This window comes from Brevibacillus reuszeri (assembly GCF_001187725.1).
GTDB lineage: Bacteria > Bacillota > Bacilli > Brevibacillales > Brevibacillaceae > Brevibacillus > Brevibacillus reuszeri.
In genome coordinates this window covers 366,300-378,494 of sequence record NZ_LGIQ01000005.1, presented here as the reverse complement: position 1 = coordinate 378,494, position 12,195 = coordinate 366,300, and the positions used below count along the sequence as shown (strand labels likewise).

The window sequence follows — 12,195 nt, the reverse complement described above, 5'->3', positions numbered from 1 at the left end:
ATGTGTACATAAGTGTCTTGTCATATTGGATTTTTATGATGACGTCCGCATTCATCCTATCCATTGTTTTTCTGTTTCCAGCATAAGCTCATATATTTTACGTGTCGTATTTACATTCCTGATCGTCATCTGTTTATACAATTTCGTACCAACCATCTTTGTCATGCTGCCTTTCGTCACGTTAATTTTGTCAATCGCCCATAGAATTGCACCTGGAGCATACTTCACCGTTTCGATCTCCGGTTTGAAGGTCAGCTGATCGAGAACGGATTCGTCGTTGATATCTTCCCATAAAAAAAGGACGTCGCTCCTCATTTTATCATCGTTTGTCCATGATTCGGGAAGCGAGGACATTACTTTCTTCATGTCTTCTAAACTAAGCACCAGCACCTTGATATGCAATCCGAAGGTATTCAGAATCGCTTTTTCAAGAATATGCGCTATATCATTTTTGGAGTGGTCGGCGTTTGTAAAAATAATATTGCCCGAATTAATATACGTTACGACGTTTTTCATTCCGGCTTGCTCGAATGATTTTTTAAGTATTTTCATATCTACTTTGTTTTTTCCGCCGACATTGATCCCGCGGAGCAGAGCAGTATAGACCATCATTACCTCCTGGATTGGTTTCATTTCAGAAGGAAGTTAAATATCCTTGAATATCAATGTTAACAGAAATTACCGAAAAAACATATGAATCCAGATAATTGGTATGGTTTCGTATGATATGTGTGCCTGTTTCATGAAGCGATCTTTACCCGCCTTGATTAAACTATCGATTGCAAGATTCACTGTAGGCTTTAACCAGTTTTTTAGGTGATACAAGCTTCCATGCTTGTATCAGTAAATCACCAAATTCTTTTTGATTGATACGATCGATGCGAACCATCATGAAGGAAAGTTTCGCGAAACTGTCAGGCACTCGAAAGACCTCCGGGGCGATTGACGTATATGCCTCCCGGTTATCATGCGTCGTTTTCATTGCAACAGATACCCCGTCAGGCTGAATCACTGCAAAAATTTTGTTCCTCACCCGAAACGATAATTTTCCCAAATGCTCGTGTTCTTCTGTTTCCGACAGGGAAAGCGCTAAATCTCGAACATCATCCGTAGTAACCACGCCCCTCACCTCCCGTAAAAGTTGCGATATACCGAGTTCCTTTTCCGGAACGATGCTACAGACGTTCGAACCAAGTATCCGGGTCAACTCATCGCGCAAAAATTTAGGTAGTATGGTCATCCTTCCGTATTCGCCGATGTTTTGCTTGAAAATCGCGTCCACTCTCTGAGCATACCGATACCGGGCTGCTTGAAGTCGGACAATATTCGCCGAATCGTTTCCTATTTTGAGGTTAGTCTCATGTCTTCTCCTTACCGCCGGAGAAAACGTAAAAAAGCAGCCGTCAGTTAGCGCTTTGACACGTCATTAACCAACTATACAGAACATATGCGTTTGCAGACGAATCGCTACGTGCACCTGTCGATAGATTGGTAAACCTCCGGCAACCGATTTGTTTTTTGGTGAACCGTTTCAGCTAACAGGAACCGGTCCACATAATCATCTACAACCTCAATCTCCATCGCTTTCATCCTCCTAGAAATGGTCCTTTGTCAGAATAAAAAAGAGCTACAAGAAAGTTACCTTTCCTGTAGCTCAAAAAATACGGCACATCCAACCCATTCAGGGTATAAAAAGGATATATTTTCTGAGAGAAAAGAATAAGGTAACGATCTTGCCAATAAAGAATAAGACAAATTCTGCTTTATTCTTTAAAAAAGTGGCAAGAATGATTACATTATCCTCTTCATCTCCTATCGTTAATTGTCAGCACGATTTTAACATACCAGTTTCTGCCTGACAACATCCTTGAGTCCTACTCTTCGACCTTACCTGTCAGGGCATTGATATTGTTAATATGAATTGAATAGGCAAGAACCGGTTTGGCCAACCTCTTTCCATTAATAAGTGGATAGATGTATAGCAGTTCAGTGGGCTTCGCCAGCAATGCCTTGGCTGCTGCATCTGTGGAGACAGCCTTCCTCTTATCCGGGAGCTTGGCAGGCTTTTGGTCGAGTTGTTGATGGTACCTGGTGATTTTCCCCGTAACTCCATTCACACAAATACCAATACTTGGTCCGTATTTCAGCGGAAGTCCCTCAACAGATGGCACAAACTCTACTACATACTCATGTGGATTCTGCGTATCTGGATTCACCCTGTAGTAGAACTCCTTTTCTTCCTGTTTGAGATATGGTTGCAGGAACTGAACAGCTTTCTCAAGAGCCTGCTTTTCCGACAATGTTGGCTTCCCTTTTTTGGGTTCGGCGTTCGAATAGCTTATAAAACCGATCACAACGCCATCCTTCGTAAACAAAACCTCATTTTCATCAGGGGAAACATAGACTCTTTCCTTCTCGTCTCTGACACCGTTGAAGGTACTACCCTTCAAGCTGATACCAAACTCGCTTTCATAAATCCGCGTTGCCTCCTGCTCATTCTTCACCTTTACTACCTTTCCACCGGGTGTGAGGGAGATTGGGTTCCATCTCCAGGTTTTGTATTGCCGAACAGGGATCAACTCAGCTCCTGTTACTGCGTCTACATAACCGGAGAATACAGCGGAGTAGACGAGATCGGTCTTATTTTCACCAAGGGTGTACATGAGTTGCAGATGAGGTGCGATGAAACGATTGAGCTGATCTTTCTTCACAGCCTGGGCTGGAGGGAGGAAGTCAGCAGGATTGACGTTTGTCAGCGTGTTTTCTCCTTCCGAAACGCTGGTTACCTGTCCCGCACTGTTTACTTCCAGCTGAAACTCATCACCAACTACCTCAATGCCATTTACATAGCGGCTATAGATGACATCGCCTACACCAAGCCGCGTTACCTTGTACAGGCTGCGCATTTCACCGATCCACCCCTCCATAAAGATATCGGCGCTCTTATAGGCAAGCTTGTCATCAGGAATTTCTAGATCCTTGTCATTCAATAAAAACGTAAGCAGTTTCCCGGTTTCTGCATGGATATAGGCTCTGGCAAAGAATTCATTATTTTTTTCATAACGGATTTCGTACACAGGCAGGTGGTCTTTCGTTTCCAAGGTAATTTGTCTTGATGTGTCATCGAGCGCTGGGAAGAGCATTTGCAGCTTTTGCTCCGTTCGTTTTGCCTTTTCGCTTAATTGATTTTCCTGAAGGTTAGCTGCTGCTTGTTGGTTGCCCGCCTGATTTGCCATGACTGTGCCCATGGCTGGTGACAGGAGCAGTGCGGCTGTTAGTACGATGCCTGCCAGTACAGGATAACGCCTTTGAGTGGTCATACGTGTATCCTCCATCTTTTTTTGACGTTGAAGCTCACACAATTAAGACGATATTTGGAAATGATTGTCACATGATAAGAAAACATATCTCACAAGAAAAACGACTTCATATGTCCGAAAATAGAAAAAATTTAGACTAGATAATAATGTTGTAGACTGAAATAATAAAGAGGTAGGCTGACGGCATTGCTCAACTATCGGGCATAAGAATTGGTAGAGGGTGATTCGTATTGAAAACGATCCAAAAGATGTATGAGCATTTAGACTGGGCTAACCAACGTATTTTTAAAACACTGCAGAGTATTGAAGGTGAAAATCAGGAGATATGGCGTTTATTTTCCCATATCCTTCATGCAGAAAAAATATGGATTACTAGATTACGTGGAATGGACTGTTCACAACTTCCCATATGGTCGGAGAGCGATTTAGAGATCTGAGCAGAACTTATGAAACAAAATGAAGAGAGCTTCACAGCTTTTTTTACGAATTTGGCAAATACTGACCTAGATAAAATAATCGCCTGCACGAATAGTAAAGGAAGAGAGTTTAGGTATTCTGTACGGGATATTTTAACTCATGTAGCATTGCATGGTCAGTATCACCGAGGACAGATTAACTCACGACTTCGAGCAGTTGGTATTGAACCAGTTCATGTTGACTTTATTAGATTTGTGAGATAATTGTCCTTGCAGACATGAATAAAAGAGCGGCAGTCGCGTTCAGCGGGTTGAAGAAAGGTGTAAAATAATCCGTCCCCAATTCGTCCCCAACAGACCTAAATGGTCATATCCTCTGGTTGGCTGCCATCCCTAAAATGACGAAAACCCCTGATTTCTCAAGGGTTTTAATGTCTATCATATGGTGGAGCATAGCGGGATCGAACCGCTGACCTCTACACTGCCAGTGTAGCGCTCTCCCAGCTGAGCTAATGCCCCATATTGTTCTTCCAGCGTTTACCGCCTCAGTGAATTTAGTATAGCATAACGCCATATTACACTGCAAGAAAAAATACCTAAAAAACCCCTTTCCCATTGAAAAAGCCAACCGACAAAATCACCGGTTGGCTCTTTCTTTAATCCCCATGCAAGCTTGTCTATCTTCCCTACTTCACTGTTACCACGATCGGCGTTTTCTTGCCGCCGTAGGACACGTAAATCGTCGCTTTACCCGATCCTGTCGCCTTGATCACGCCATCCTTCACATCCGCTACGAGCAAGCGTGAGGTGGTCCAGAGAGCCGGCTTGGTGACATTCGTTTCGGAGCCGTCCATATAGGTAGCAATCGCACTTACCTGCTTGACTTCCCCTTTGCTCATCACGATCTGGACAACATCCGTTTTCAAGTATTTCAATGTATCGACATCTACAGGGATGGATACGGTCTTATCGTTGTATTTTGCAGTGACAGTCGCCTTTCCGTAAGCACGACCAGTGATTTGTCCTTTGGTAACGTCTGCTACTTTGTAGTTGCTCGTTTTCCAATCGGCCAAGCTGGTAACATTCATCGTACGTCCATCGGAGAAGGTCGCGGTCAATACTACGTTCACTGTGCTTCCTGTCTTGGTAGAAACAAAGCGTCTGTCTGCCTCCAGCTTGGTTACAATGCCGACTTCAACCGGAATGCTGATGGATTTTCCACCGTATTTGGCTGTGATCGTCGCACGTCCGCTGGTGAGAGCCTTCACTGTACCGTTGGTCACATCAGCAACCTTGAGGTTCGTGGAGGTCCATTCTGCATCCTTGGTCACATTGCTTGAAGCATTCGAAGAGTCTGTTGCAGTGAGCTTGATATCTGCTGTCTCACCTACGTTTAAAATCAGCATTTTTGGATCTACAGACAGGGTGGATGCCTGGTCGACCTCTACTGCAATCGTGATGGTTTTGCCGTCAAAGCTGGCGGTAATGGTCGTTTTTCCTGATCCAACTGCTGTAATATTTCCTTGGTTCACTTCAGCGATTGCAGCAGAAGCTGTGCTCCAGGTCGCATCCGCACTGACATCTTTGGTCGTGTTATCTGAATAAGTAGCCGTCAGTTTTACTTTTTCGGAATCATCCTTGCTCATGACGAGCTTTTTCTTGTCTACGGTCAAGGACTGTACCACACCAACCGATACCGGGATGGAAATCGTGCGTGTGCCGTAGGTAGCTGTTACCGTTGCTGAACCAGTCGCTACCCCTGTGATCAAGCCTTGACGCACTGTTGCGACTGCAGGAGCGCTAGAAGTCCAAACGACTTTTTGCGTCACATTTTCACTTGTAGAATTTCCATCTGGATACGTAGCCGTTACCGTTACTTGCTTCCCATCACCAATTTGCAGAGCGACTTTGGTTACATCTGCTGTCAGGCTTTGTGGAACGTCTACATCTACAATAAGTGTTGCAGTTTTGCCACCGTATTTAGCTGTCAGGGTAGCTGCCCCAGCCTTGTAAGCCGAGATTTTGTTGCCACCTGCAAACACGATGTCTGCATTATCCGAGGACCATTCCAGCTTGTCCGTGATCGTCTCGGTTGTTCCATTTGCATACGTTGCTTTTACCGTTACGCCGTTTGTATCGCCAATCGCTTTGGTCTCTCCACTTTTCATCGTCAAGTAGGAAGGAACGATATCCAGCGCACGCGGCACTTCTACGTCAACATTCACTTGAATCGTTTTGTTTCCGTATTTGGCTGTGATGATTGCTTCACCAGAAGATACAGCGAAAATTTTGCCGTTGCTGTAATACGCAACACTTTCACGATCCGAAGACCATTCTGCTTTGTCGTTTACTATCGTTGCTGTTCCACCGTTTGCATAGGTGGCTTTCAGCTCAACCGCTTGATCCTTGCCTACATGCAGGAACATATTTTGTGGCGTTACTTCAAGCTTCTGTGTTGTATCTACATCTACTTTGATCGTAGCCGTTTTTGTTCCGTATTTTGCTGTAATCGTAGCTGTTCCCGCTCCGTACGCAGTAATCTTACCTTTGAGGGCATCTGCGACATCCGGGTTGTCCGAGGACCATTCTGCTTTCGCTGCTACATCCTGTTCCACGTTGCCATCAGGGAAAATGGCACTCACCGTGATCGTTTCGCTTTTCAGCTGCTCATTGCCCAGAAGCAAGGATACCTGTGTTTTGCTCGGCTCGAGTCTGTGGGCGATCTCGACGCTGACCGGAATACTCGTTGTCTTGCTACCGAACTTAGCCGTTACTGTAGCAGTACCGGAGCTCAGTCCCGTAATTTTACCGTTAATGACTGCTGCAACAGCGGTATTGTCAACCGTCCAGTCTGCTTTTGCAGTTACCACTTCCGGTTCACCTTCGCTGTAAATCGCAGTCAGATTAACGTCCTTTGAGTCGCCGATACGAACATTCAAATTCTGTTGATCCAAAGTCAGTGCTTTCACTTTTTTCGTAACAGTGACACTTACAATGACGGGCTTGCCCATGTACTCTGCCGTCACGACCGTTGTCCCTACGCTTTTCGCCGTAATTTGTCCTGCATATACCGAAGCGATCTCCGGGTTTTGACTGGACCAATTTGTCTTGACTCCGACGTCCTCCGTTTTCCCGCTCACATAAATCGCTGTCGCGGTCAAAAGTACGGAATCTCCATTCTCCAACGTCACTTCATTCTTGGAAAGAACCAAGCGGCTGATTTCCTCTGCAGCCAATCCTTTCCCTGCGTTTCCGGTTCCTACAAATAGTAGGACGGCCAGAAACAAGAGCATCGTTTTTTTCCAGAACATTGCTAGCCTCCCCGCAAGTATGTAATTTGCTGTTTTTCGAAACCATTCCACCCTTACTATATCGGCTACTCAGGGATATAATTTACTAGTTTTTTATGTCAGGTATGTGTCAAGCCCTGTAACTACGCGGATTTTCGCTCGTCTATATAGGAGGGAGAGACTATCTCTTTCTGGCAAATGCTTCGAACAAGGGAGACGACGAAACGTGACTTACACACATAAACGATCAAAAAAGAGCATGCTGCGAAGGTTCCTTGTTTGCCTTGCTCTCATGCTTGCTATCTGTGTCTCGTGGTCCGGCTACTGCTGGTACCAGATCGAGCAAACCTTGCAAAAAGCCGTACCCACGCACGCCGATGTAGGCATTGTGCTGGGAGCAGCTGTGTGGGGTGAGAAGCCAAGTCCAAGTCTGCAAGAGCGTCTGAATGAGGCGCTTTCGCTCTATCAGGACGGGTATGTCCCGTATCTGTTGGTATCGGGTGGTTTGGGAGAAGGCAAAAAAGTAACAGAAGCAGCCGCCATGAGAAACTATTTAATCGAGCATGGCGTCCCGGCAGAAAAAATCCTGCTAGAGTCACAGTCTACGAGTACATACGAAAACCTGCTGTATAGCCAGCAGGTCATGGAAGCACACAATATGCGGGATGCACTTATCATCAGCCACGACTACCATCTCGCTCGCGCAGTAGTCATGGCCGATTCTTTAGGAATGTCTGTCTCGCCAGTCGGTATAGAGTCCAAGGTCTTGTTTGGACCTTATCACCGTTCTCGTGAGGTGCTCGCCCTCACTCACTGGGAGTTCTCTCGTTTTTTACTACACTCGCTCCACGCGGTGATTCTTGCGTAGAATCTCATGTACTTCCACGAAATGGCGGATGCGTTCCATGATTCGAGCCGCTTTGGTTCGTTCAATCCGGTTTCCGTTGGAGATAGACAAGTGCTCCTCCAGCTCTTCCAGTGAGTAGTTGGAGGTGAACAGTGTCGGCAAATGATTATTCGCCCGCTGGTTTAAAATCACACCCAAAATCTCATCACGTACCCACGGTGTCAAATTTTCCGCGCCGATATCATCGAGGATGAGCACAGGTACATCCTTGAGCAGCTCCAGCTTTCCTACATAGGATTGGTCTGAAATCGAGTCCTTCATCTCGCGGATAAAGTCAGGGACGTAGACCAACAGCGACGCAATATGGCTCAAGGAAAGCTGATGAGCAATCGCCCCCATCAAATAGCTTTTCCCGACACCAAACGGACCGTGGAGATACAAGCCCTTGACCCGCTCACCAGCCTCAAGCTGATTGCAAAACTGGATAGCTGCTGCCACAGCTGCCCGATTGCCCATATCGTGCTCCAGCTTGTCAAAGCTCGCTGTCATTGTTTCCTCAGAAGCATAGTAGCTGCGCATCAGGCGTCTACGCTTCAAATCCTCTTCATGCGACATCTGCTTTTTACAGGGAGCAATGGCGCTTACAATCGTATTGTTGACCCGATCAAGCTGTGTTCGATGCCCTTTTACCAAATTGGGGCAATGATCGAGTCCCGGGCAACGCTCACACCAGTACTGCTCCTTTACCGCCGTATATACATTGGAGAGAGAGCTCAAGTAGTCATCTCGGCTTATCTCTGGATGCTCTTGTGAAAATGCCTGCAAATAAGCACTGGAGCGAAACATCTTGTCCAGCTGCTCATCGGGAGACAATATTTGGCGCGGTGTCCTTTTGGTTAGCTCTTTCATAAAATCACCGATGGATTCCATCTAGCACTCACTCTCCTTTCGGTCTTTTGCGTAATGATTCCAGCATCTTGCTCAGTTCGGGATCATCTGATATGAGTTTCCCTTTTGTAGATTCATTTGCGCTGCTCTCTTGCGCCAATTGCCACTCTACTGACGCTGGCAGCTTGTCTTGCAGGACAGCGCGACCATTCCGACGCACAGGGGCAGATTCCTTCTTGCTGCCTTTTGTCTTCTCCTGGGTCTGTGCCCGCTGGTCGGCCCGATCAAGGATTTGCTTCACAGCCTCGTCTACGGTTGCAATCCGCTTGGCCTTCCAGCTATCGCGAATCGTCTCCATATACGCTTTTGGCAATTCCATCTGCATACTGGCAAGTGTGTGCAAAATCAATGCATTGGCTACCTCAGGCTGCAGTCCATCAGCAAATACAAGCGTCTCCGCACGATCCAGAAACACCTTGCTGACTCTGCCGCCCACTACCCGTTCCAACAGGGCAAGAGGAGACAACAGGCGACAGGCCCGTACAAATGCTTCACTGCCTGGCTCGGGCAATCTGCCAGGCCCCCACTCATCGTCACCAGTTGTAGCTGCTGGTGTATTGCGGTACAGCTTGTCCTCCGTGTAGCGCTGAACTAAGCGCTTGCGCAGTACTTCCCCATCCAGACTCCGATCTGCCTTGTACAACGTCCAATCACGCAGCTCCTGGCCCATTCCCCAGCTATCCAGCTGATAAAAATGGCACAACTGGTACAAAAGCTCCATGCTGCTGCCATCCAGCACTTTAGCTGAATCTGCATTGTCCGGCAAATAAAGACGTAACGATGAGACACTGAGCGGATGGTTCACCTGCGCCTCATAGTTCGATTTGAGAGCTGCCTGCGGAAAGCTCGTCTCCATTTCCGTCAAAAATTGCTCTCTCTCGGAGCCCTTCTTGACTTCTAATTCTGACGGCTTCAAGGATTGAAAAACTTCATGAAAATCCTTGGTTATATTTTCGACGTTGGAATATTCCTGATCCAGCTGATTCCCGAGCACGTCAGCATAGAGCTGTCGCAACTGCTGGAAGCGGATATTTTCAATTTTGTTTAACAGCATCAGTGACAGTACATAATCGGCAAAAAACTCGCTCGGAGTAAGCGGCGGCTTCACCAAATATTCATAGTAGTAATCACGCTGCTGATTTTCGCGACGGCGTACCTCTAAAAGTCCCATCGCCTCCAAGCGTTCACGCGCATCCAAAAGCCGATCAAGCGACAAGGAGGTGGTGAGCATCAAGCTGCGATGTGTCCCTTCGGTCGTAGCCGCACTGATTTCCTGTACGCCATGGACGAGCAATTGATAGAGCGAATACGACTCGACGCCGATGAGCGGCAAATACAGCTGTGTAACAAAGCCTGTCTCGGCAAAGCTGATCGGTCTCACTATTCGCACCACATAACGATCCTTTGGCAACAATTCGTTCCAAACTAAACGACGCATCGGCTCTTTCCTTCCTGACCAATCTCGATTCTCTTATTATAGCATGGCACGTAAGCAATCGCTGTTTAAATCAGTGGGAAAGCCAAAGAAGCTCCTGCGAGTGATTCGCGAGAGCAAGGCGGGAACAAATATGGGAATCAATCAGCCGCTCCTTACTCCTTGGGCGGAAAGAGGGAATGGCTGTTGCGAGCTTGAGCCAAAAGCTCCTCCAGTTCCTTCATAAACACATTGATATCCTTGAACTGGCGATAAACGGAGGCAAAACGAACGTATGCCACTTCATCTACGTGGTACAAACGCTCCATGACCTTTTCCCCGACATCATTGCTGGGGACCTCCGCTTGGCCGCAGCTGCGCAGCTCTTTTTCAATGTCATTTACGACATGCTCCAATACTTCCAGTGGTACTGGCCGCTTTTCACATGCGCGAACCAAGCCCCGCAAAATCTTGTCCCGATTGAACTCTTCACGGGTGCCATCTTTTTTTACAATTAAAAGAGGGGTTTCCTCTACCATTTCAAATGTAGTGAAACGACGTTCACATTGTTCACATTCGCGCCGACGACGAATGGATTTATTATTATTGAAAGGACGTGAATCTAGGACTCTAGTCCCATTATACTCGCAGAATGGACAACGCATATCAAAATCAACTCCAATGCCTACGATACTTGTCTACAGTGTCCCTCATCTTCCCTTCATAAGTCAAGTCAATCCTTGTACCTATTTAAAGCATAAGTCGAATGGAGTACAATATGGGTACTGTTGGAGGGATTGGAATGCGTTTAGTATCTTTAAGACATGTCCAGCCAGGTATGAAGCTGGGCCGTACCGTTTTCACTGAAGACGGCAAAGTATTGCTAGGGGTCGGGATGCTCCTCACAGAGCGCCTGATTGGGGGACTGGAGCGTTCTGGCATTGATTCCGTCTACATTGATGATCCCCGCACGGCAGACATCGTGGTTGAAGAGGTTATTCGTCCGCAAACCAGACAAGTCGCTGTGGAGGCAATCGAAAAGACGATCAAGCAGATCACCAACTCAAACAAATTGGCTCGGAAAATTTCACTTAAAGAAATGGGTCTTCACTTTCAACGTGCCTTCAGCTCCATTCTGGACGACCTGATGCTAAACAAGCAAATGGTTGGACATCTGACAACGATCTCTACGCACTCGCCATCGCTGTATCATCATTCTGTCAACGTAGCTGTACTGGCGACTGCTGTAGGCATGTCTCTGGGCTACAATCGGACACAGCTGATGCAGCTCGGTGTTGGCGCCATGCTGCATGATATCGGAAAAGTCAGCTTACCAGAAGAGCTGGTCCAAAAGAAAGAGCGTTGGACCGAAGAAGAACGGGAAATCGCCAAACAGCATACTACGCTCGGTTTTAACCTGCTTAGAAAACAGCATGACATCTCACTTTTGTCTGCACATGTCTGTTTGCAGCACCACGAGCGGCTAAATGGAAGTGGCTATCCGCAAGGGCTTTCGGGTAAGCAAATTCATGAATATGCGCAGATCGTTGGTATTTGCGACATTTATGATTCCCTGACCTCCCCACGCCCGTGGAGAAAGCGCTACATGCCTCAAGACGCGCTTGAATATTTGCTCGGTTCTGGCGGTCATTTGTTTGAGCACACGCTGGTCAATGCCTTTATCAAGCATATCGCCATTTTCCCAATCGGAAGCAGCGTCGTCCTGAACACCGGGGAAATCGGAGTCGTCTCCAAAGTCGATCCCGACTATTCCCATCGCCCTATCGTACGAATTTTAAAGGACGGTCGCGGCAACGACGTTCACACTCCATTCGATTTGAATCTTAAAGAAAATATCAAGCTGTTCATTGTTGGCTTTGAAGATGATGAGTTATTTAGTCTCGGTGGTATGTCTGAGGATACCCCTTCCTAAATCATAGGGAAACACCCCCTTGCTCCG

10 protein-coding genes and 1 tRNA gene are annotated in these 12,195 nt (G+C 46.7%); 3 read left to right on the top strand and 8 right to left on the bottom strand.

The window, feature by feature from the left end:
- Nucleotides 1-51 precede the first annotated feature (51 nt).
- The 3 genes from ADS79_RS05355 to ADS79_RS05345 all read right to left on the bottom strand — a co-directional run bounded on the left by ADS79_RS05355 (nucleotide 52) and on the right by ADS79_RS05345 (nucleotide 3,320).
- The gene (locus ADS79_RS05355) at nucleotides 52-609 is read right to left on the bottom strand and encodes a DUF1697 domain-containing protein (protein ID WP_049737383.1); all 558 of its coding nucleotides are present in this window, start codon (nucleotides 607-609) and stop codon (nucleotides 52-54) included.
- A 163-nt stretch (nucleotides 610-772) separates the two neighbouring features.
- A complete protein-coding gene (locus ADS79_RS05350; RefSeq protein WP_049737382.1) occupies nucleotides 773-1,120 on the bottom strand; it encodes an MmcQ/YjbR family DNA-binding protein in 348 nt (115 codons plus the stop codon).
- 754 nt (nucleotides 1,121-1,874) lie between these two features.
- Complete coding sequence (locus ADS79_RS05345; RefSeq protein WP_049737381.1) at nucleotides 1,875-3,320, bottom strand: YcdB/YcdC domain-containing protein; 1,446 nt, start codon at nucleotides 3,318-3,320, stop codon at nucleotides 1,875-1,877.
- Between the two features lie 446 nt (nucleotides 3,321-3,766).
- On the opposite strand from ADS79_RS05345, the gene ADS79_RS35930 reads away from it, so the two are divergent.
- Nucleotides 3,767-4,000 carry a DinB family protein gene (locus ADS79_RS35930; RefSeq protein WP_236699889.1) on the top strand — a complete coding sequence of 78 codons (234 nt, stop codon included), beginning with the start codon at nucleotides 3,767-3,769 and terminating at the stop codon, nucleotides 3,998-4,000.
- Between the two features lie 179 nt (nucleotides 4,001-4,179).
- Here the strand turns inward: ADS79_RS35930 and ADS79_RS05335 are convergent.
- Both ADS79_RS05335 and ADS79_RS05330 read right to left on the bottom strand, forming a co-directional pair.
- Nucleotides 4,180-4,255 (bottom strand) — tRNA-Ala (locus ADS79_RS05335).
- A 167-nt stretch (nucleotides 4,256-4,422) separates the two neighbouring features.
- Complete coding sequence (locus ADS79_RS05330) at nucleotides 4,423-7,047, bottom strand: Ig-like domain-containing protein (protein ID WP_049737380.1); 2,625 nt, start codon at nucleotides 7,045-7,047, stop codon at nucleotides 4,423-4,425.
- A gap of 205 nt (nucleotides 7,048-7,252) precedes the next feature.
- Here ADS79_RS05330 and ADS79_RS05325 point away from each other — a divergent pair, with 205 nt between their 5' ends.
- On the top strand, nucleotides 7,253-7,894 hold the full coding sequence (locus ADS79_RS05325; RefSeq protein WP_236699888.1) for a YdcF family protein: 642 nt from the start codon (nucleotides 7,253-7,255) through the stop codon (nucleotides 7,892-7,894).
- Here ADS79_RS05325 and dnaI read toward each other — a convergent pair.
- The 3 genes from dnaI to nrdR all read right to left on the bottom strand — a co-directional run bounded on the left by dnaI (nucleotide 7,862) and on the right by nrdR (nucleotide 10,900).
- Nucleotides 7,862-8,803: a primosomal protein DnaI gene (gene dnaI, locus ADS79_RS05320; protein ID WP_049737379.1), complete on the bottom strand. Its 942-nt coding sequence runs from the start codon at nucleotides 8,801-8,803 to the stop codon at nucleotides 7,862-7,864. The genes ADS79_RS05325 and dnaI overlap by 33 nt on opposite strands.
- Nucleotides 8,804-8,810: 7 nt before the next feature.
- On the bottom strand, nucleotides 8,811-10,259 hold the full coding sequence (locus tag ADS79_RS05315; protein ID WP_049737378.1) for a replication initiation and membrane attachment family protein: 1,449 nt from the start codon (nucleotides 10,257-10,259) through the stop codon (nucleotides 8,811-8,813).
- A gap of 152 nt (nucleotides 10,260-10,411) precedes the next feature.
- The gene (gene nrdR, locus ADS79_RS05310; RefSeq protein WP_049737377.1) at nucleotides 10,412-10,900 is read right to left on the bottom strand and encodes a transcriptional regulator NrdR; all 489 of its coding nucleotides are present in this window, start codon (nucleotides 10,898-10,900) and stop codon (nucleotides 10,412-10,414) included.
- 137 nt (nucleotides 10,901-11,037) lie between these two features.
- Here nrdR and ADS79_RS05305 point away from each other — a divergent pair, with 137 nt between their 5' ends.
- On the top strand, nucleotides 11,038-12,168 hold the full coding sequence (locus ADS79_RS05305; protein WP_049737376.1) for an HD-GYP domain-containing protein: 1,131 nt from the start codon (nucleotides 11,038-11,040) through the stop codon (nucleotides 12,166-12,168).
- Nucleotides 12,169-12,195 lie beyond the last annotated feature (27 nt).